General features: G+C 71.5%; 19 protein-coding genes and 2 pseudogenes. 9 read left to right on the forward strand and 12 right to left on the reverse strand.

All coding sequences use genetic code 11. The features are described 5' to 3' along the window. Window positions 1–28 precede the first annotated feature (28 nt). Genes C6A87_RS11465 through C6A87_RS11480 form a run of 4 tightly spaced genes read left to right on the forward strand, consistent with a single transcriptional unit; the run spans window position 29 to window position 5,695 of the window. Window positions 29–1,039 carry an FUSC family protein gene (locus C6A87_RS11465; protein ID WP_311117334.1) on the forward strand — a complete coding sequence of 337 codons (1,011 nt, stop codon included), beginning with the start codon at window positions 29–31 and terminating at the stop codon, window positions 1,037–1,039. Beyond that, window positions 1,036–2,274 carry an amidohydrolase family protein gene (locus C6A87_RS11470; protein WP_311117335.1) on the forward strand — a complete coding sequence of 413 codons (1,239 nt, stop codon included), beginning with the start codon at window positions 1,036–1,038 and terminating at the stop codon, window positions 2,272–2,274. Before C6A87_RS11465 ends, C6A87_RS11470 begins: the two co-directional genes overlap by 4 nt. A gap of 46 nt (window positions 2,275–2,320) precedes the next feature. Continuing rightward, entirely contained in the window at window positions 2,321–3,514 is a 1,194-nt protein-coding gene (locus C6A87_RS11475) for an acyl-CoA dehydrogenase family protein (protein ID WP_311117336.1), read from the forward strand. 15 nt (window positions 3,515–3,529) lie between these two features. Beyond that, window positions 3,530–5,695, forward strand: a complete 2,166-nt coding sequence (locus C6A87_RS11480; RefSeq protein WP_311117337.1) for a thiamine pyrophosphate-dependent enzyme — start codon at window positions 3,530–3,532, stop codon at window positions 5,693–5,695. On the opposite strand, the gene C6A87_RS11485 is transcribed toward C6A87_RS11480, so the two are convergent. Beyond that, on the reverse strand, window positions 5,670–6,152 hold the full coding sequence (locus C6A87_RS11485) for a helix-turn-helix domain-containing protein (protein WP_311117338.1): 483 nt from the start codon (window positions 6,150–6,152) through the stop codon (window positions 5,670–5,672). The two genes, C6A87_RS11480 and C6A87_RS11485, sit on opposite strands and share 26 nt — an antisense overlap. Before the next feature lie 53 nt (window positions 6,153–6,205). Here C6A87_RS11485 and C6A87_RS11490 point away from each other — a divergent pair, with 53 nt between their 5' ends. After that, window positions 6,206–7,108 carry an alpha/beta hydrolase gene (locus tag C6A87_RS11490; protein ID WP_311117339.1) on the forward strand — a complete coding sequence of 301 codons (903 nt, stop codon included), beginning with the start codon at window positions 6,206–6,208 and terminating at the stop codon, window positions 7,106–7,108. Here C6A87_RS11490 and C6A87_RS11495 read toward each other — a convergent pair. Beyond that, a complete protein-coding gene (locus C6A87_RS11495; protein ID WP_311117340.1) occupies window positions 7,095–8,414 on the reverse strand; it encodes a ribonuclease D in 1,320 nt (439 codons plus the stop codon). The two genes, C6A87_RS11490 and C6A87_RS11495, sit on opposite strands and share 14 nt — an antisense overlap. Window positions 8,415–8,419: 5 nt before the next feature. After that, a complete protein-coding gene (locus tag C6A87_RS11500; protein WP_396837090.1) occupies window positions 8,420–8,956 on the reverse strand; it encodes a DUF3000 domain-containing protein in 537 nt (178 codons plus the stop codon). Between the two features lie 130 nt (window positions 8,957–9,086). Between C6A87_RS11500 and hemE the strand changes: the two are divergent. From hemE to hemQ, 3 genes and pseudogenes are all read left to right on the forward strand, one after another. Beyond that, a pseudogene (hemE, locus tag C6A87_RS11505) lies at window positions 9,087–10,146 on the forward strand (uroporphyrinogen decarboxylase). After that, on the forward strand, window positions 10,143–11,513 hold the full coding sequence (locus tag C6A87_RS11510) for a protoporphyrinogen oxidase (protein ID WP_311117342.1): 1,371 nt from the start codon (window positions 10,143–10,145) through the stop codon (window positions 11,511–11,513). Before hemE ends, C6A87_RS11510 begins: the two are co-directional and overlap by 4 nt. Window positions 11,514–11,552: 39 nt before the next feature. Beyond that, window positions 11,553–12,257 (forward strand): hydrogen peroxide-dependent heme synthase, encoded by a 705-nt coding sequence (gene hemQ, locus C6A87_RS11515; RefSeq protein ID WP_311117343.1) that lies wholly within the window; start codon window positions 11,553–11,555, stop codon window positions 12,255–12,257. A 10-nt stretch (window positions 12,258–12,267) separates the two neighbouring features. Here hemQ and msrB read toward each other — a convergent pair whose 3' ends face one another. The 4 genes from msrB to C6A87_RS11535 are packed head-to-tail and all read right to left on the reverse strand — an operon-like array spanning window position 12,268 to window position 16,383. Beyond that, a complete protein-coding gene (gene msrB / locus C6A87_RS11520) occupies window positions 12,268–12,678 on the reverse strand; it encodes a peptide-methionine (R)-S-oxide reductase MsrB (RefSeq protein ID WP_311117344.1) in 411 nt (136 codons plus the stop codon). A gap of 10 nt (window positions 12,679–12,688) precedes the next feature. Then, the gene (gene aftC / locus C6A87_RS11525; RefSeq protein ID WP_311117345.1) at window positions 12,689–13,954 is read right to left on the reverse strand and encodes an arabinofuranan 3-O-arabinosyltransferase; all 1,266 of its coding nucleotides are present in this window, start codon (window positions 13,952–13,954) and stop codon (window positions 12,689–12,691) included. Window positions 13,955–13,989: 35 nt separating this feature from the next. After that, entirely contained in the window at window positions 13,990–15,549 is a 1,560-nt protein-coding gene (locus tag C6A87_RS11530; protein WP_311117346.1) for an alpha/beta fold hydrolase, read from the reverse strand. Between the two features lie 24 nt (window positions 15,550–15,573). Next, complete coding sequence (locus C6A87_RS11535; protein ID WP_311117891.1) at window positions 15,574–16,383, reverse strand: pyrimidine reductase family protein; 810 nt, start codon at window positions 16,381–16,383, stop codon at window positions 15,574–15,576. Between the two features lie 34 nt (window positions 16,384–16,417). Here C6A87_RS11535 and zapE point away from each other — a divergent pair, with 34 nt between their 5' ends. Continuing rightward, complete coding sequence (zapE, locus tag C6A87_RS11540; protein ID WP_311117347.1) at window positions 16,418–17,455, forward strand: cell division protein ZapE; 1,038 nt, start codon at window positions 16,418–16,420, stop codon at window positions 17,453–17,455. On the opposite strand, the pseudogene C6A87_RS11545 reads toward zapE, so the two are convergent. From C6A87_RS11545 to C6A87_RS11565, 5 genes and pseudogenes are all read right to left on the reverse strand, one after another. Further along, a pseudogene (locus C6A87_RS11545) lies at window positions 17,431–17,920 on the reverse strand (GNAT family N-acetyltransferase). The gene zapE and the pseudogene C6A87_RS11545 overlap by 25 nt on opposite strands. Then, complete coding sequence (locus C6A87_RS11550; RefSeq protein WP_311117348.1) at window positions 17,905–18,399, reverse strand: hypothetical protein; 495 nt, start codon at window positions 18,397–18,399, stop codon at window positions 17,905–17,907. Before C6A87_RS11550 ends, C6A87_RS11545 begins: the two are co-directional and overlap by 16 nt. 48 nt (window positions 18,400–18,447) lie before the next feature. Further along, entirely contained in the window at window positions 18,448–18,873 is a 426-nt protein-coding gene (locus C6A87_RS11555; protein ID WP_311117349.1) for a PPOX class F420-dependent oxidoreductase, read from the reverse strand. Window positions 18,874–18,902: 29 nt separating this feature from the next. Further along, on the reverse strand, window positions 18,903–19,502 hold the full coding sequence (locus tag C6A87_RS11560) for a methylated-DNA--[protein]-cysteine S-methyltransferase (RefSeq protein ID WP_311117350.1): 600 nt from the start codon (window positions 19,500–19,502) through the stop codon (window positions 18,903–18,905). Next, window positions 19,499–19,981 (reverse strand): sigma-70 family RNA polymerase sigma factor, encoded by a 483-nt coding sequence (locus tag C6A87_RS11565; protein WP_311117351.1) that lies wholly within the window; start codon window positions 19,979–19,981, stop codon window positions 19,499–19,501. The genes C6A87_RS11560 and C6A87_RS11565 overlap by 4 nt, the downstream gene beginning before the upstream one ends. Between the last annotated feature and the right edge of the window lie 27 nt (window positions 19,982–20,008).

Below are 20,008 nucleotides of genomic sequence, written 5' to 3' on the forward strand. Positions count from 1 at the left end.
GAGGCCGGTCGGCCGGAGCCGGTGGGGGATGGCGGCCTGGCTGGCGGGCGCGCTCGGCGCGATCCTCGCGATCACCGCCGCTGTCGGACACGCCGAACTCGGGTCGGCGATGGGTCTGGGATTCGTGTTGACCGCGGTGCCCTCGCTGGCGCCGACCCGGCGCGCGGCGTTCGCGACCATCGGGATCCGGGCGCTGGCGGTGCTGATCGGCGCCGTGCTGGCCGTGTTGACGCTCGGCCACCCGGCGATGCTGGCGGCCGTGACGGTCGCGGCCGCGGTGTGCGGCGGCCTGTTGGCGCGGGTCGGCCCGACAGCCGCGCTGGCCGTGGTGCTGATCGCGGTCGATGTGCCGGACGACGGTGGCGCCGAACGGTTATTGCCCTACCTGGGGGGCGCGCTGGTGGTCGCCGTCGCATGGACGGCGTGGTTCCTGTGCGCCGAGGCGCTGCGCCGGCGGCGCGGGGCGCCGGCCCCTGCCCCGCCCGCGGCCGGGCGGGCATGGCGGGAGTCGTGGCCGCATGCCGTGCGGGTGGGGGTGGCCGTCACCGCCGCGGTCTGGGTGGCAGGCCTGCTGCCCGACGACCTGGTCGGCGCGCACTGGCTGGTCACCAGCGTCGTGCTCACCGTGCAGCCCGCCGCCGGGGACACGGGAATGCGCCTGGCACAGCGTCTTTCGGGCAACGCCGTCGGCGCGTTGATCGCCGCGGTGGTGCTCGGGACGCATCCGTCGATACCGGTGGTCGCGGTCCTCACGGTGGTGCTGTTCACGCTGGCGATGGCGCTGCGGCCGGTGAACTACACGTGGTGGGCGGTGACGGGCCCGCCGGTGCTGCTGGTGATCAGCGAGTACCCGCAGCTTTTCCCGTGGTACGAGGGAGGGGTGCGGCTCGCGATGAATCTGGCCGGCGCCGCGATCGTGTTGGTGGTGGTGTTCGGCGTTCCGGCGTTGACGCGCAGGGGATTCCGCGGCCCGGCGACTTCCCAGAAGCCGAATCAGAAGATAGTGTATACAAAATCCAATCAAGGAGGCGCTAGGTGACGACGCTGCTCGTGGAGGACATCGGCCTCCTGGTGCATGGCGATCCGGCGGTCGCGCCGGTGCGCGACACCACCCTGCTCGTCGAGGACGGCGTGGTGACCGGGATCGGGGTGAGCGCCGCGGCGCCCGACCAGGTGCTGTCGGCGGGCGGGCTGACGGTGATGCCCGGTCTGGTCGACGGCCACGTCCACCCCACCTTCGGGGAGTGGACGCCGGCCCAGGACGCGATCGGCTGGATCCACAACTACCTGCACGGCGGGACCACCTCGATGGTCTCGGCCGGCGAACTGCACATCCCCGGGCTGGCGTTCGACGCGCTCACCCCGGAACTCGTGCTGTCGATCGCGATCACCTCCAAGCACACCACCGGCAGGATGCGCCCGTCCGGGGTCAAGGTGAACGCCGGCACCGTGCTGCTGGTGCCGGGGATGACCGAAGAGCACTTCGACCGGGCCCACCGGGAGGGCATCGACCAGCTCAAGTTCATCTTCTACGACTGGAGCAGACTCGGCGACGGGGAAGCCCAGCGCTATGTCCAGTGGGCGCACGAGCGCGGGATGACCGTCAAACTGCACTCCGGCGGCGTCTCGCGGTCGGGGTCGAGCCGGGTCGCCGGCGCCGACGTGGTGACGGCCGTGGGTCCCGACGTGGTCGGGCACATCTCCGGCGGACCCATTCCGCCGCCGGACGCCGACATCCTGGCGATCATCGACGGACTGCCCGACACCCATGTCGAGGTCTGCAGCTCGAACAACTACCGGGCCACCGGAGTCGTCGTCGACGCACTGACGCGCCTCGGCAGGCTGGACCGGCTCACGCTCGGCACCGACACCCCCGGCGGCACCGGCGTCATCCCCCGCGGGATGTTGCGCGCGGTCTGCTATCTCGCCTCGGTGTGCGGCGTCGACCCTGTCGCGGCCGTGGCCGCGGCGACCGGACAGACCGCGGCCGCCCACGGGCTGGACACCGGCGTCATCGCCGAGGGCAGGCCGGCCGATCTGCTCGTGTTGGGCCCGATCACCGGATCGACGGCCACCGACGCGCTGGAATCCTTCGCCGTCGGCGACCTGCCCGGCATCGCGACCGTGCTGGTCGACGGCGTCCCCCTGGTCGCCACCCGCAGCGAACAGACCCCGCCGCCGAGCCGCTCGGTGACCTGGCGGGGCGCCCGGCCGCGACCGACCGAACCGGAGCGCACCGCGCCTGTCGGAGCGCACACCTCCGGCTGCTGCTGACCACCCCCACCACGAGTCACCCCCACCACGACGTAAAGGAGACACCATGTCCGGCCAGCCTTCGCCGCACACCGGTCCGATCACCCCCGATGTGCTGCTGCGCGCCGACAGCCTGCTCGACGACGAGGAGCGCCAGATCCGCGACACCGTGCGCGCGCTGGTGAAAGCCCGCATCTCGCCGGACATCGCGGCCTGGTACGAGAGCGGCGAACTGCCCGTGCGTGAACTCGCCGTCGAACTCGGCGAACTCGGGCTGCTGGGCATGCACCTGCAGGGCTACGGCTGCGCGGGCACCTCGGCGGTCGCCTACGGCCTGGCCTGCCTGGAGCTCGAGGCCGGCGACTCCGGAATCCGGTCGCTGGTCAGCGTGCAGGGCTCGCTGGCGATGTTCGCGCTGCACGCCTTCGGCAGCGAGGAGCAGAAGCAGCAGTGGCTGCCGGAGATGGCCGCTGGGCGCAAGATCGGCTGCTTCGGTTTGACCGAACCCGACTTCGGGTCCAACCCCTCCGGCATGCGCACCCGCGCCACCCGCTCCGGGGACGACTGGATCCTCGACGGCACCAAGATGTGGATCACCAACGGCTCGGTGGCCGACGTCGCCGTCGTGTGGGCGCGCACCGAGGAGGGCATCCGCGGATTCGCCGTGCCCACCGACACCCCCGGGTTCACCGCCAGGTCCATCACGTCGAAGATGTCGCTGCGCGCGTCGGTGACCAGCGAGCTGGTGCTCGACGGTGTCCGCCTTCCCGACAGCGCCCGGCTGCCCGGCGCGACGAGCCTGCGCGCGCCGCTGAGCTGCCTCAACGAAGCCCGGTTCGGCATCGTGTTCGGCGCCGTCGGCGCGGCCAGGGACTGCCTGGAGAGCGCGCTGGCCTACGCGCAGTCGCGTCACCAGTTCGACCGGCCCATCGGCGGCTTCCAGCTGACCCAGCAGAAGCTCGCCGACATGACGCTGGAGTACGGGAAGGCGTTCCTGCTGGCCCTGCATCTGGGCCGGGCCAAGGACGCCACCGGCCTGCGTCCCGAAGAGGTCAGCCTGGGCAAGCTCAACAATGTCCGCGAGGCCATCGAGATCGCCCGCACATCGCGCACCATCCTGGGCGCCAGCGGCATCACCGGCGAATACCCGGTGATGCGGCACGCCAACAACCTGGAGTCGGTGCTGACCTATGAGGGCACCAGCGAGATGCATACGCTGATGATCGGGCAGGCCCTCACCGGCACCGCCGCGTTCCGCTGACCGCCAGGAGTCGCTGTGGCAGAACCGATCGACGAGTACTTCAGCACGGCTGTCTCGTCGCTGACTGCGCCGGAAGCCGGCAAACCCGAGGTGTTGCAGGGGGTTTCGGCCCAGGACTGCATCGACGTGTTCGACGCGCAACTGGGCAGCAGGCATCTCGACCTGGCCGCGCGCTGGTTGCGTGGCCAGGGCAAGGGCTTCTACACGATCGGTTCGTCCGGTCACGAGAGCAACGCGGCGGTCGCGGCGGCCCTGCGCCCCACCGACCCCGCGCTGCTGCACTACCGCTCCGGCGGGTTCTTCCTGGCCCGCGCGCAGCAGGTGCAGGGCAGCGATCCGTTGCGTGACGTGCTGCTCGGGATGGTCGCGTCCACCGAGGAGCCGATCTCGGGCGGACGGCACAAGGTGTTCGGCAGACACGACCTCGCGGTGATCCCGCAGACGTCGACGATCTCCTCGCACCTGCCGCGCGCGGTCGGCGTGGCGTTCGCGATCGCGCGGGCACGCAAGCTGCAGGTGGACGGCGCGTGGCCGGCCGACGCGCTGACGGTGTGCAGCTTCGGCGACGCGTCGGCCAACCACTCGACCGCGGTCGGCGCGATCAACACCGCGATGCACACCGCCTACCAGGGCATGCCGCTGCCGCTGCTGTTCGTCTGCGAGGACAACGGCATCGGCATCAGCGTCAAGACCCCGCGGGGCTGGATCGCGCGCACCTATCGCGGCCGGGAGGACCTGAGGTACTTCACCGCCGACGGTACGAACCTGCCCGAGGTGCTGACCGTCGCCGCGGAGGCCGCCGAATACGTTCGGGCCAAACGCCGTCCGGCGTTCCTGCACCTGCGCACCGTGCGGCTCATGGGTCACGCCGGCTCGGATTACGAACCCGGCTACCGCAAGAGCGACGAGATCACCGCCGACTACGAACGCGACCCGGTGCTGTGCACCGCGCGCACCCTGGTCGAGGCGGGCGTGCTCACCCCCGCACAGGTGCTGGACCGCTACGAGGCCAAGCGCGCCGAGGTGCTCGCCGCGGCCGAGGAGGTCGCCGAGCTGCCGCAGCTGGACAGCGCGCGGGCGGTGATGACGCCGCTGACCGACGCGCTCGACGACGCGGTGCGGGCCGGGCGCAGCGCCGCGGAGGCTGAATCCACCGCCGGTGAGTCGGCGCCGCTGACGGTGGCCCAGGGCATCAACCGGGCGCTGGCCGACGTGCTGGCCCGCCACCCCGAGGCGATGATCTTCGGCGAGGACGTGGGCCGTAAAGGCGGCGTCTACGGGGTGACGCGCGGACTGCAGGCCAAGGCGGGCACCGCCCGGGTGTTCGACACCCTGCTGGACGAGCAGTCGATCCTCGGGCTCGCGCTGGGTGCGGGCGTCTCGGGGCTGCTGCCGATTCCCGAGATCCAGTACCTGGCGTACCTGCACAACGCGGCCGACCAGATCCGCGGCGAGGGTGCGACGCTGCAGTTCTTCTCCGATCGTCAGTACCGCAACCCGATGGTGGTGCGCATTGCCGGCTACGGCTACCAGAAGGGCTTCGGCGGGCACTTCCACAACGACAACTCGATCACCGCGATCCGCGACCTGCCCGGCGTGATCGTCGCGTCACCGGCCCGGCCGGACGACGCCGCGGCGATGATGCGCACGTGTGTCGCGGCTGCGCGGGCGGCCGGGGTGGTGTGCCTGTTCCTCGAGCCGATCGCGCTCTACCACACCCGCGACCTGCACGAGGACGGCGACGACCTGTGGCTGGCCCGCGACAGCGGCGGCGCGGTGCCGATCGGGCGGGCTCGGGTCTACGGCGACGGCCGCGATCTGACGGTCCTGACCTACGGCAACGGGCTCCGGATGAGCCTGCGGGTCGCGCGCAGGCTCGCCGAGCGTGACATCGACGTGCGCGTGGTGGACCTGCGCTGGCTGGCGCCCCTTCCGCTGGCCGACATGCTCGCCGAGGCCGAGGTGACCGGCCGGGTGCTCGTGGTCGACGAGACCCGGGAGAGCGGCGGCGTCAGCGAGGGCATCCTGACCGCGTTGATCGACCACGGCTACACCGGCGCGCTGGCGCGGGTGGCCAGCCACGACAGCTTCATCCCGCTCGGCGACGCCGCACTGGAGGTGCTGTTGTCCGAGGAGACGATCGAGGCGGCCGCGATCAAGCTGGTGTCGGCCGGCCGCTGAGGCTCGCCGCGAGTCCGGGGCCGGGGCCCACCTCGACCTCGGCCGCGGTGATCTCGTCGCCGCACGTGTCGCACAGCAGGCGGGTGTGGGTGTGGCCGCCGCACCCGCGGTGCCGGTACTCGACGAACGGTCCGTCGGGGGCCAGATACTTGTCGCCCCATGCGCGCAGCGCCATCAGCACCGGGTAGAGATCGCGGCCCTTGTCGGTCAGCCGGTACTCCTGGCGCGTCCGCCGGTCGTCGCGGTAGGCGTGCCGCTGCAGCACGCCCGCGTCGACCAGGCGCTGCAGCCGCTCGGCAAGTACGGCCCGGCTGAGGCCCAGTCCGGCCTGGAAATCCTCGAAACGGCGCACCCCGGCGAACGACTGGCGCAGCACCACCAGGGTCCAGCGGTCGCCGAGCAGCGCGAGCGGGCGCAGGATCGAGCACGGCTCGGCGGCCAGGTCGTCATGACGCATGCGGCGATTCTACCTATTGCGTTCAAAAAGAGAACTCAGTTATGGTCCCAGGCGTGGACGCTGAACTGAACCGCTGGCGCGACGCCGGACACCACTTCGACTACCTGGGCTTCGACGTGTTCTACCGCCACGAGGGCACCGGCCCAGCCCTGCTGCTGATCCACGGCTATCCGTTCAACAGCTGGGACTGGGAACCGTTGTGGGAGAGGCTCACCGAACGTTTCACCGTGATCGCGCCGGACATGCTGGGGATGGGTTTCTCGGCCAAGCCGGTGGCCTACGGCTACAGCGTGCACGACCACGCCGACATGCACGAGGCGCTGCTGGATCACCTCGGTGTGGACTCGGTGCACATCCTGGCCCACGACCTCGGCGACTCGGTGGGCCAGGAATTGCTTGCCAGGCACGAGTTCTCGCAGCACGCGTACGGGGCGCCGGGTATCGAGTCGGTGACCTGGCTCAACGGCGGGATGTTCACCGAGGCCTACACGCCGCGGCGCATGCAGAAGCTGATGTCGGGAACGGCGCTGGGGGATGTGCTGAGTCCCCTCCAGGACAGCCGGATCGCGCGGCGGCTACTGGAGCCGACGATCAACGAGATGTTCGGCCCGCACACCAAGCCGAGCCGGCGCATGCTCGACCTGTTCCATCAGATCCTGGAGTACAACGACGGAAAACGGGTGCTGCACAAGGTCGGCCGGTTCCTCGATGACCGCAACCGGCACCGCAACCGATGGGTGCGCGCCATGCGCGAGACCGCTGTGCCGATGCGGCTGATCGACGGCGCGCTGGACCCGAATTCCGGTGCGCACATGGCGCGCCGGTACGCCGAGGTGATCGCCGATGCCGACATCGTGATGCTCGACGACATCGGGCACTGGCCTCAGATCGAGGCACCGGACGCGGTGTGGACGCACTTCGTCGCGCATGCCGACGCGGTTCTCAGCCGGCGGTAGACAGCGCTTTCGCCAGCACCGGGACGGTCAGCTCCCGTTGCCACTGACGAGCGGCGGATCCCCGCAGGAAGTCCTCCACCGCCGCGGTGGCCGCGTCGATGCCGTCGACGGGCTGCCAGTCCCAGCACAGTCTGCGCACGATCTCCGGTGAGAGCAGGTTCTCGGCCGGCACCGAAACCCGTTCGGACAGCGCGGAAAGCTCGGCGCGTGCCGCCTCCAGCCGGGCCGCGGCCTCGGGCTTGCGGCGGGCCCACCGCGATGCCGGCGGGGGACCGTTGGACGGCTCCTGGGCATCCGGTGGTTCGCCGGCCCGGGCGCGGGCCAGCGCGTCCAGCCACACCTGGGCGCTGCGCCGTTGCTTGGAGCCGCCGAAAACCGGCAGCGCCGTGAGCTTTTCGACGGTGTCCGGGTTGGCGGTGGCCGCGCTGATGATCGCGCTGTCGGGCAGGATGCGGCCCGGCGCGATGTCGCGGCGCCGCGCGATCTGGTCGCGGGTCTGCCACAGTTCCCGCACCGCGGCCAGTGTCCGCGGGTCGCGGACCTTGTGGATGCCCGAGGTGCGCCGCCACCGGTCCCGTCGTGTCGGGGTCGCCTCGGCTGTCCGCAGGTACTCGAATTCCTGTGCCGCCCAATCGGCTTTGCCCTGTTCCTGCAGCACCGCGTCGATCGCGTCGCGCAGCTCGACGAGCACCTCGACGTCCAGCGCGGCGTAGTTGAGCCATTCGGCGGGCAGCGGACGCTTCGACCAGTCCGCGGCGCCGTGGCCCTTGGTCAGCTGCAGGCCCAGCAGGCGCTGCACCATCGCGGCCAGATTGACCCGCTCGTAGTTGGCCAGCCAGGCCAGCTCGGTGTCGTACAGCGACGGCGGGTGCATGCCGATCTCGGCCAGGCACGGCAGGTCCTGGTCGGCGGCGTGCAGCACCCATTCGTCCTCGGAGAGCACGTCGGCCACCGGGGCGAGGACCTGGAGCGGGTCGCCGCCGTGGCTCACGGGGTCGATCAGCACGGTGCCCGCGCCGGCCCGCCGGATCTGGACCAGGTAGGCGCGGTTGGAGTAGCGGAAGCCGGACGCCCGTTCGGCGTCGACCGCGAACGGCCCGTGCCCGGAGGCCAGCAGTTCGGCGGCGTCGGCGATCTCGTACCGGCTGACGGACAGGCGGGGCACCCCCTCGCGGGGGGCCAGCAGCGGTTCCGCCTCAGGCAGGTCGTCGGCGGCGTCGGTGGTCTCGGTGGCGTCGGTCAACTGGTCGTCGGGCAGTTGTTCGTCGGCGCCGCCGGGGGAGGCTGCGTTCTCGGGTTCTGGCATCGGGCTCAGGCGCGGGTGCGGGAGTTCAGGTCGGTCACTCCGGTGGGCGGCAGCCCCGCGGCGTGCTCGAGCACCTCGCAGAACGCCTCCACGTGGGGGCCGAGTTCGAGGTCGGTGGCGGTCCAGGATGCGCGCAGTTCCAGCTGGTGGGCCCGGGGCGGTCCGGAGATGTCGCCGTAGCGCACCGAGGTGGTCGCGGTGACGGTCCCGCCGAGCGCGGTCACGTGTTCGGCCCGCTCGTGCAGCGCGTCGACCAGCCAGCTCCACGCCACCTCGGGCAGCAGCGGATCCACGGCCTCGGAGGAGTCCAGGTCGGCCTGGATGTAGGCGACCAGGCGCATGGTGCCGTCCCAGGCGTCGGCGCCCTCGGGGTCGTGCAGCAGGATCAGCCGGCCGAACGCGTTGCCCTCGGAGCGCTCCGGGATGATCGCCGTCTCGGCGTGTTTGACCTCGGCGCCCAGCGCATAGCTGAACGGCGCGAGGCGCTGCGGCGGACGGATCGGGCCCAGTTCGATCTCCGGCCGTGGGGTGGTGGCATTCATGGCCGCCACCGCTTCACGGAATTGGGCCGGTTCGGCGGTGGTCACGGCGTTTGACGCTAGCGGATTCGGCCAGGTCTGTGCTCATGGCGCGCCGATCCGGGCCCGACCCGACATGGCAGCATGGGGGGCGATGAACACGCGTCGCGAGCTGCCCGAATCCCCGTACCTGGCCGCCGTCGCCGGCCGCAAGCCGCTCCGGGTGCCGGTGTGGATGATGCGGCAGGCAGGACGGTCGCTGCCCGAATACCGCGCGTTGCGGGCCAAGAACACCATGATGCAGGCCTGTTTCGACGCCGACCTGATCACCGAGATCACGCTGCAGCCGGTGCGCAGGCACGGCGTGGACGCCGCGATCCTGTTTTCCGACATCGTGGTGCCGCTGCGCGCGGCGGGCATCGATCTCGACATCGTCCCGGACGTCGGGCCGGTGATCGCGCACCCGATCCGCACGGCCGCCGACGTCGCCGGGGTCAGACCGCTGGAGCGCGACCAGGTCGCGCCGGTGGCCACCGCGGTCGGCGGCTGGTCGCCGAGCTGGGCGATGTCGCGCTGATCGGGTTCGCCGGGGCGCCGTTCACGCTGGCGTCCTACCTCATCGAGGGTGGACCGAGCCGCAACCACGAGCGCACCAAGGCGATGATGCTCGCCGACACCACCACCTGGCACGCGCTGATGACGGCGCTGACCGACGTCACGATCGCGTTCCTGCGCGCCCAGGTCGACGCCGGTGTGGACGCCATCCAGGTGTTCGACTCGTGGGCCGGCACGCTGTCGCTGGCCGACTACCGCGCCTACGTGCTGCCGCACAGCGCGCGGGTGTTCACCGAGCTCGCCGCGGCCGGGGTGCCGATGACGCACTTCGGGGTCGGCACCGCCGAACTGCTGGGCGCGATGTCGGAGGCGGTCACCGGGCACGGGGTGCCCGCGGTGGTCGGGGTGGACTGGCGCACGTCGCTGACCGACGCCGCGGCGCGGGTGCGCCCGGGCACCGCGCTGCAGGGCAACCTGGACCCGGTGGTCCTGCTGGCCGGCCGGTGGTCGACCGCGCGGTGCGCGCAGTGGTCGAGGACGGCAGGCGCGCGGTGGACGCCGGCGCGGTCGGGCATGTGTTCAACCTCGGCCACGGCGTGCTGCCCGCCACCGACCCCGCCGTGATCACCGACGTCGTGGCGCTGGTGCACGAGCTGTGAGCCCCGCGACCCGGCGCTATTGCGTTGTCGGCGGCGGCATCTCGGGCCTGGTCAGCGCATACCGGCTTCGGGTCGCCGCCGGGCCGGACGCGGAGATCACGCTGCTCGACCCGGCCGACCGGCTCGGCGGGGTGCTGCGCACCGAGCGCATCGGCGGCCAGCTGCTCGACGTCGGCGCGGAGGCGTTCGTCGCGCGCAGGCCCGAGGTGCCTGCGCTGCTGGCCGAGCTGGGCTTGGGCGACAGGCAGATCGCCACGTCGGGGGCGCGGCCGCTGATCTACAGCGAGGGCAGGTTGCACCCGCTGCCCGCGGACACCGTGCAGGGCATTCCGTCGCGACCGGCCGCGCTGACCGGCCTGGTCGACGACGCGACCGTCCGGTGGATGCTCGACGAACCACGGCGGCCCTTCTCCTGGCGCCAGGGCGCCGACCCGTCGGTGGCCGATCTGGTCGGCGACCGCTTCGGCGAGCAGGTGGTGACCAGGTCGGTGGATCCGCTGCTGGGCGGCGTGTACTCCGGCTCGGCGGCGACGATCGGCATCCGGGCCGGGGCCCCGACGGTCGCCGCGGCCCTCGACGGCGGGGCGCGCAATCTCACCGAGGCGGTGACCCGGGCGCTGCCGCCGCCGCAGCCGGGCTCGGTGTTCGGTGCGATCGACGGCGGCTACCAGGTGCTGGTCGATGAGCTCGTGCGCCGCGCGGAGCTGCAGTGGGCGCAGGTCGCGGTGCGCGGCGTGCGCCGCGACGGCCGGGTCTGGTCGGTGCTCGACGACGAGGGTGGCCACTGGCCTGCCGACGCGGTGGTGCTGGCGGTGCCCGCGCCGCGCCTGCCCGCGCTGATCGCCGACCTGGCTCCGGACACCGCCGCCGCGGCCCGCCGGATCCCGGTCGCGTCGGCCGCGGTCGTGGCGCTGGCGCTGCCCGGCGGCACCCCGCTGCCCGAGCAGTCCGGGGTGCTCGTCGCGGGACGCGGCCGGCTGCACACCAAGGCCGTGACGCTGTCGTCGCGCAAATGGGGGCGGCGGGCCAACGTCGAGATGGTCCGGCTGTCCTACGGGCGCTTCGGTGAGGACCTGGCGCGCAGCGCCGGTGACGAGGATCTGCTGACCTGGGCGGGCCGGGATCTCAAGACGCTGTTCGGCGTCACCGTGGACCCGGTCGACGCACGGGTGGTCCGCTGGATCGACGCGATGCCGCAGTACGGGCCGGGCCACGCCGCGCTGGTCGCCGAGCTGCGGGCGGGGCTGCCGAGGGGGCTGGCCGTGGCCGGTGCCTACCTGGACGGCATCGGGGTGCCCGCGTGTGTGGCGTCGGCGACGCGGGCCGCGGCGGCGCTGATGGTCGGCGGTGCGCCGGAGCCCCGGTGACGTGCCGGATCACATCGGCGTGCGTGGCACGATAGGCGCATGGCCAAGCTCGATTACGACGAACTGAACTCGACGATCCGCTACCTGATGTTCTCGGTGTTCGCGGTGAAGCCGGGCGTGCTGGGCGCCTCGGACGACGCGCGCGCGTCGGTCGTCGACGAAACCGCGACCTTCCTCAAACACCAGGAGGACGCGGGGGTGGTGGTGCGCGGCCTGTATGACGTCGCGGGTATGCGTGCCGACGCCGATTTCATGATGTGGACGCACGCACCGACCGTCGAGGCGCTGCAGAAGACCTACGCCGACTTCCGCCGCACCACCGCGCTGGGCCGGGCGTCGACCCCGGTGTGGAGCAACGTGGCGCTGCACCGCCCGGCCGAGTTCAACAAGAGTCACATCCCGGCGTTCCTGGCCGGTGAGGAGCCGGGCGCCTACATCTGCGTCTACCCGTTCGTGCGGTCGCTGGAGTGGTACCTGCTGCCCGACGAGGAGCGCCGCCGCATGCTCTCCGAGCACGGAATGGCCGCCCGCGGGTACAAGGACGTGCGCGCCAACACCGTGCCCGCGTTCGCGCTCGGTGACTACGAGTGGCTGCTGGCCTTCGAGGCGCCCGAGTTGCACCGCATCGTGGACCTGATGCGCGATCTGCGGGCCACCGACGCGCGCCGCCACGTGCGGGAGGAGACGCCGTTCTACACCGGCCCGCGGGTCTCGGTCGAACAGCTGGTCGCGGCGCTGCCCTGAGCGCCGCGGGTCAGGACTCCGACGGCACCAGGCGCAGCGAGATCGAGTTGATGCAGTAGCGCTGGTCGGTCGGGGTCGGGTAGCCCTCGCCCTCGAAGACGTGTCCGAGGTGGCTGTGGCAGTTGGCGCACAGCACCTCGACGCGGCGCATGCCCAGCGAGTCGTCGGAGCGCAGGATCACCGCGTCGGAATCGGCGGGGTCGAAGAACGACGGCCAGCCGCAGTGCGACTCGAATTTCTCGGTACTGCGGAACAATTCGGCTCCGCAGGCGCGGCACTGGTAGATGCCCTCGGTCTTGGTGTCGGTGTACTCGCCGGTGAACGGGCGCTCGGTGCCGGCCTGCCGGAGTACTGCGAACTCCTGGGGGGTCAGCCGTTCGCGCCACTGGTCGTCGGTGAGCTCCAGCTTGGGACCTGTCATGGGTTTCAGGCTACTCGGACGGCGTGGTCGCAGGCGTGCGCTGCGTGAGCCACGGCGGATCGATGCCCTCGTCGAGGCGGCCGTCCCGTTTGGCGTCGAGGTAGCGGAACAGCAGCACCGAGAACACCACCACCATCAGCAGCGACCAGCCGAAGGTGATTCTCAGGTACTCGAACGCCCGCCCGGTGGTGGGCAGTTGCCACAGCAGCCAGCGGTCCATCGTCAGGAAGCCGTAGGCGGCCAGCCACGCCACCCAGTTGCGGATCACCGAGTTGGGCAGCACGACGGTCATCAGGAACGGGAACAGGGCGATCGAGTAGTAGCCCTGGCCCAGCGACAGCGCCAGCCACGACGTCGTCAGCAGCACACCTGAGGACGTCAGCATCCAGAAGAACGGATCGCGGGAGCGGTAGTAGCGGTACAGCAGCCACAGCGACGCCGCGGCGAGCACCACGAAGGCCAGTCGCAGCGCCATGATCAGCCACATCGGCAGGCCGTAGTAGACGCCGTTGCCCAGGATCGAGCTGTTGAAGTAGTCGCGGGTGGACATGATGTAGGGCACCGTGCGGGTGATGAAGTTCATCGGGTCGCTGATCAGCGGCCAGGCCGCCAGGTTGAACGCGACCGGCATCGCGAACGCGGTGACCAGGGCCCGCCACTGGCGGTTGAGCAGTGGCAGCAACAGCAGCGGCGCCAGCAGCGGCTTGACCACCAGCGTCAGCCCGATGCTGACGCCGGCCCACCACTCGTGACTGCGGTTGCCGTCCAGCAGCCACCGGAAGAACAGCACCTCCAGCAGCAGCATGACACCGTTGATGTTGCCGAACACCAGTGTGTTGGTGACGCTTTCGGTGCAGAACGTGGCCAGCAGCAGCGCGGGCGCGGCGACCGAGGTGAGCGTGTAGTTGAACAGCCGCAGCAGGAAATACCCGGCCAGGATGATCGCGACGGTGTTGAAGAAGATGAACCAGTTGCGCGACGCGACCTCGGGCAGGTAACCGAACGGCGCCATGATGAGGGTGCCGCCGGGCGGGTACAGGTAGTGCGGGTCTACGTGGTCGAAGTGCTCGTTGTAGATGTCCCAGTTGAACTTGAAATTGATGACCGCGCGATAGACCGGGGCGAAGTCGTCGGTGATGTAGCGGTTGAACACCAGCACGTAACTGCGGTGGATCACCGCCATGATCGCCAACGGCCACAGGATGGATCGCAGGACCGACGCCGTGGTGGGAGGTGCCGTGCGAGGTCGGAAAGCCGTCAGAACAAGATCGCGCACGCCCCGCACCGTACCGTAGCGTCCGCCGGGGCCCGTCAGGCCGGGCAGTACGTGTCGGTCGACGGGAGCTCACCGGTCTTGAGGTACTCGATCGCGGGCGGCAGCGCGCACGGGGAGTAGATCGTCGCGCCGTGCCCGATGCCCTGCCAGATCACCCGCCGGTTGGCCGAACCGGCGTTGATGGCGGTCGCGGCCACCGCGGCGACCCCCTCGTTGCCGACGATCGGGTTGTTCTGCACCCCGAGCAGCAGGGTCGGGATCTTCAGGTCGCTGGGCTCCTTCGGGATGCTGCCGCTGGGCCAGTTCAGGCACTTCACCATGTCCAGCGCGCCGACGGCACCGAACTGCGGGTACATCTTGGCCCACGCGACCACCAGTTCCCTGACCCGGTCGGGGGTGGGCCGGTTCAGCGCGTCGCTGCAGGAGTTGACGAACTGCCCGTCGGTCTGGCGCAGGGTCTCGGCCTGGTTGATCAGGTTGTTGAGCCGGTTGGTGTCGCCGGACCGGGCGTCGGCGACGGCCAGCGCGAGCTCGTTGCCCGCATCGATCCGGCCGCCTCGGGGGTAGCCCAGCGCGGTGGAGATGGCATCGGCGACCGCGGCCACCGACGCGCCGCCGGGACCGCGGCCGGCCCGGGCGTCGGCGAGCAGCGCGTCCACCGCGCCCTTGGGGTCGGGTCCGGCCGGGCAGCTGGTCGCCGCGCACTGGGTGGCCCACGCATCCAGCGCGGCCTGTTCGCCCTTGACGCGCTGCTCGGCGGCGGCTTCGGCCGAGATGCCCAGCGGCAGCGGCGAGTCCAGCACCAGCCGGGCCACCTTGTTGGGATGCGACCCGGCGTAGGCGAGGGCCACCTGGGCGCCGTTGCCGATGCCCAGCAGTGCCAGCGCCGGGACGTCCCAGGTGGTGCGCAGCCGTTCGATGTCCTCGGCGGCGTGGGCGTTGTCGTAGGCGGAGTCCCCGGGGGCGATGGTGTCGGTGCAGCTGGTGGTCGCGGTCATGGTGATTGCGCCGAGGTTGGCGACGGGGTCGTCACCGGACTGGAACTGCGCCTGCTCGAACATCTCCTGCCGGTCGAACAGGTCGCGGCAGTCCAGCGCTCCGGACAGGCCGATGCCGCGCCGGTCCACGGACACGATCGGGTGGCTCTTGAGCACGTCGGCGCCGGCGCGGGACAGCCACACCGGCAGCTGCACGGACGAGGGCAGGTCCGAACCGGTGGTCATCACCAGCGGGCCGGCGTCGGCGGGGGTCTGCACCGACGTGGCGCGCACCACCCCGATGCTGACGGTGCCGGTGGCGCCGTTGATCGGGTCGAGGTCGGCGTCGTAGCTGGCGCAGTCGAGTTTCACCCCGGGCAGGGCCTGTACCGCCGCGGACGCGAACACCCGCGAGGTGCAGTCCCGCCAGGACAGGTCGTTCTTCGGCACCTCGACGGCCGGCGGTCCCGGGGGTGCGTCGCTGGTCTGCGGCTCACCTTGGGGGTGGGCACCGGAGTCGGTGGCAAAGCGCGGGTTGGCGGCCAGGCCGGGGGAGCAGGCCGCCAGCGGGAGTACGGCGGCCATCGACAGCACGACAGCCGGCACCAGACGACGCATGGGCACCACAGTACTGACCGGCACCTATCCGGCCGCCGGGGCTGAGCCGGAGCGGTCGCGGGCGTAGCGCAGGTACAGGAAGCCGTCGGCGTCGGTGAGCGTATGCCGCAACTGCAGCGCGCTGCGCACGTCGACCGGGCCGGTCACGATGCGCGACGCGGCGCCGCCGACCAACGTCGGGGCGACGGTCAGGCACAGCTCGTCGAGCAGGTCGTGCGCGGCGAACAGCCCGAGGGTGGCGGGGCCGCCCTCGGCAAGCACCCGCAGCAGGCCGCGCTCGGCGAGGATCGCCAGCGCGGTGTGCGGGTCCACCGAGTCCGGGTCGGCGCCGGACGCGTCGATCACCTCGGCGACCCGGCCCAGCCGCTGCCGGGTGTCCTCGGCCGCGCCGGACGACGTCAGGATCAGCGGGGCGATCTCGCTGTGGTGGAAGAGCTTCGCGTCGTGGTCCAGGCGGCCCGATCGGGTGAGCACCGCGATCGGCGGCACCTCGGACTGGCCCCGGTGCTGCCGGGCGAGCCGCGCGGTCGCACCGAGCTGGACCCCCGAGTAGTTCTCCACCCGGGCCGTGGTGGCGCCGACGACGATCACGTCGGCGAGTTCGCGCAGCGCGGCGAACAGCGCGCGGTCACCGGCGCCGCCGAGTTGGCCGGACTTGCCGGCGCTGGTCGCGCCGCCGTCGGCGGAGGTGATCATGTTGGCGCGGACGAAGCAGCGGCGCGGGCCGTCGGGGTAGGCCTCGGGGTAGGTGTAGCGCGCCGCGAGTTCGGCCGCACCGAGTTCCCCGCTGGGGCCCAGCAGTGTGAACTGCGTCCCGTCACCGTCGCCGGACATACGCAGAATCACAGCACGCCGATAGGGTGCGTGCATGCACGGGTCCAGTGATGTCGCACATCTGGTGGATCGACAGCCCAGCGTCACCCCGGAACGTCTGATCGCGCAGCTGATCCCGCCGCCCACGTTCGCCGACGTCAGCTTCGACAGCTACCGGCCTGATCCGGCCGAGCCGTCGCAGGCCGAGGCGGTGCAGATCTGCCGCCGGTTCTGCGAGCAGGCCGTGGAGCGGCGGGCGGGCAAGAAGAAGCTGTTCGGCAAGCGGGAGGTGCTGCCCGGGGTCGGGGTCTACCTCGACGGCGGGTTCGGTGTCGGCAAGACCCACCTGCTGGCGTCGTCGTACTACGCGGTGTCGGGCAAGAAGGCGTTCGCCACGTTCGGCGAGCTGACGCAGCTGGCCGGGGTGTTCGGCTTCCAGGATTGCATCGAGCTGCTGTCGGACTACGTGCTGGTGTGCATCGACGAGTTCGAGCTCGACGACCCCGGCAACACCACGCTGATCTCCCGGCTGCTGTCGGCTCTCGTCGAGCGCGGGGTGTCGGTGGCCGCGACGTCGAACACGCTGCCCGAGCAGCTCGGCGAGGGCAGGTTCGCCGCGCAGGACTTCCTGCGCGAGATCAACACGCTGTCAGCGATGTTCACCACGGTGCGGATCGAGGGGCCGGACTACCGGCACCGCGACCTGCCGCCGGCGCCGGAACCGCCCGGTGACGCGGAGGTGGCCGAGCGGGCCGCGCAGGTGCCCGGGGCGACGCTCGACGACTTCGACGCGCTGTGCGCGCACCTGGCCACGATGCACCCGTCGCGCTACCTGACGTTGATCGAGGGGGTGACGCAGGTGTTGATCACCGGCGTGCATCCGCTCGACGACCAGAACGTGGCGCTGCGGCTGGTGTCGCTGACCGACCGGCTCTACGACGCCGGGATCCCGGTGTTCGCGTCGGGCGCCAAATTGGACACCGTCTTCAGCGAGGAGATGCTCGCCGGCGGTTTTCGGAAGAAGTACCTGCGGGCGACGTCGCGGCTGCTGGCGCTGACCGCCGCCGGTCAGGCCGGGCGCACCATCACGTAGTCCTGCTCCCAGTGGCCGCCGAGGCGGAACCTCTTGGTGCCCGCGACGGTGAACCCGTGCTTGGCGTAGAACCGCTGCGCCCGCTCGTTGCGCTGGTTGACGCCGAGCCACACCGAGGCCGCGCCGAGCGTCTGCGCGTGCCGCAGCACCTCGGTCATCAGCGCCGCGGCGACGCCGGCGCCGTGCGCGTCGGGCAGCACGGTGACGTCGGGGTCGTCGGGCAGGCCGCGAATCATCATGGCGTAGCCGAGGATCCGACCGTCCTCGACGGCGGCCAGCACGGTCCGGTCGGGGTCGGCGAGGTACTCGGCGAACCGCTCGGCGGACAGGTTCTCGGCGATGAACGCCGCGACGTCGTCGGGTCCGACGCCGGCGGGCAGGCCAGCGGGAAGGTGCGGGCGGCGACGTCGGCGAGTTCGGCGACGTGACCGGGCCGGCGGGTTCGACCCTCAGGCCACGTTCCACTGCGCCAGGCGGGTTCCGGTGATCTTGTCCACGAGTACGACGTTGGACACCAGGTCCCGGTAGCAGTCCCACCAGACCCCGCCGGTGAACGACTGCCCCGCCACCGCGGTCGTCATCAGGTGCTGCAGCGCGTCGGGGGCGTCGCTGTTGCGGGACTCGTAGGCATCGCCGGTCGGGGTCACGCCGCGGAACGAGTAGGTGATCGCCATCGCGTACGGCGTGGGCACCTTCACCGGCGTGACGGTGACATCGGCGCGGTAGACCTGGTAGCGCGGCGCCCGCGGCGGGTAGCCGAAGCCGGGCGGCGGGGCCGAGGGCACGATGTTGTTGACCGACACGTCGGCGACCAGGCCCTTGTACTCGACGCGCAGCGTCTCACCGAGGCGCCCGATCGGGATGTCCGCGGCCGAGACCGGTGCGGCGACGACACCGCCGAGCGTGGCCAGGGTGGCGAACAGGACTACGAGCCAGCGACGCATGCCTGGCATGATCGCACACCGGCGTCGATAGCTGGATGGTCTTGGCCCTCAGGACGTCCAGGGGCCGACGCCACCGACCTTGTCGATCCGGATTCTGGTCAGGAATCCGGGCGGCGCGTCCGGCGGCGGGAAGCCCGAGTCCGGGGCGGACAGCGTCTGGGCCAGTTGTGCCAACAGCTCGGGTGCACCGCCTTCGACCACACGCGCGGTCCCGGTGACGGCCAGGTAGGGCCGCATCGCCTTTCCGACGCCTTCGGGCGAGAGGATCGTGAGCGCCACCCGGGGATCGCGTCGCACGTTGCGGACCTTCTGGTGCTCGGCGAGGTGCGCGGTGACGAGTTCGTCGCCGTCGGGGGTGGACTGCAGGGCGACCCAGACGAGGGTGACCTGGGGGCTGCCGTCGGGGTTCAGCGTGACCAGCGTGGCGTCTGCGCCGTTGCCGATGAGATCGCGGGCGGCGTCGTTGAGTTTCATGCCACGTTCTACGCGTGCGACATGCCGTTTCATTCCTCGGTTTCCATCGCCAGCAGTGCGGTCTTGGCACGCGCGCCGCCGACGTACTGGCCGGTGCCGCCGTCGGAGCGCACCACGCGATGGCACGGGATGACCACCGGCAGGGGGTTGCGCGCGCACGCGGTGCCGACGGCGCGCACGGCGCGGGGGCTGCCGACGGCGGCGGCGACCTGGGCGTAGCTCTCGCGCCGCCCGTACCCGATGTCACGCAGGTGCTCGAGCACGGTACGGCGGAACCCGGCGGCCAGCCGCAGGTCCATCGGCACGTCGAACGTGGTGCGCCGCTTGCCGAAATACTCGTCGAACTGACGCGCCACGAGGTCCAGGCGGGCGGGGGCGTGCATGATGCGCGGACTCAGCGTCTCGGCCAGCCGGGCCAGCACCGCGTCGTGGATCTCGATGTCGAACGCGACCCGGACCAGCCCGGCCGGGGTGGCCGCCAGCAGCAGGGTGCCCACGGGGGAGTCGAGCGTGCGGTAGGCGAGGTCGAGCAGCCCGTCGGCGTCGGCCGCGGCGGCGAGCCGGCCGTGCAGGCGCGCCAGCGTGTCCTGGTCGTCGGTCATCGACACGTCGAACATGTTGGTGTTCATGGGTTTCCGTCCTCGCGGTAGTGGGCGCGCAGGTTCTTGATGCCGTCGGCGGCCGCGCGGCGGGCCGCCTCGGGGGTGTTGCCGAGGATGGCGGCGATCTCGGCGAAGGGCAGCCCGGCGATGTGGTGGTAGGCCACGGCGTGCCGCTGCTTGTCGGGCAGTCGCTGCAGGGCCGCCCACAGATCGGGGTCTCGGTGTGCCGGGTCGGCCCGGGCGTCGGGCCGGTCGGGCAGCGTGTCGACGGGCATGGGCCGCCGGGTCCGGGCCCGGCCCACGTCGAGGGCGCGGCGGTGGGCGATGGTCACCAGCCACGCCTCGACGTTGGCGTCCGCGGGGAGCTCGGGATAGGCCCGCAGCGCCGACAGGAACGTCTCGGACCAGGCGTCCTCGGCGTCGGCGGCGCCGACGACCGCGCGGCAGACCCGCAGCACGGTGGCCCCGTGCCGGGCCACCACCTCCTCGAACGGTCGCACCTTCACATCATGAAGACGTCCGGTCGGGCCGGG

The organism is Mycobacterium sp. ITM-2016-00317 (genome assembly GCF_002968295.1).
Lineage (GTDB): Bacteria > Actinomycetota > Actinomycetes > Mycobacteriales > Mycobacteriaceae > Mycobacterium.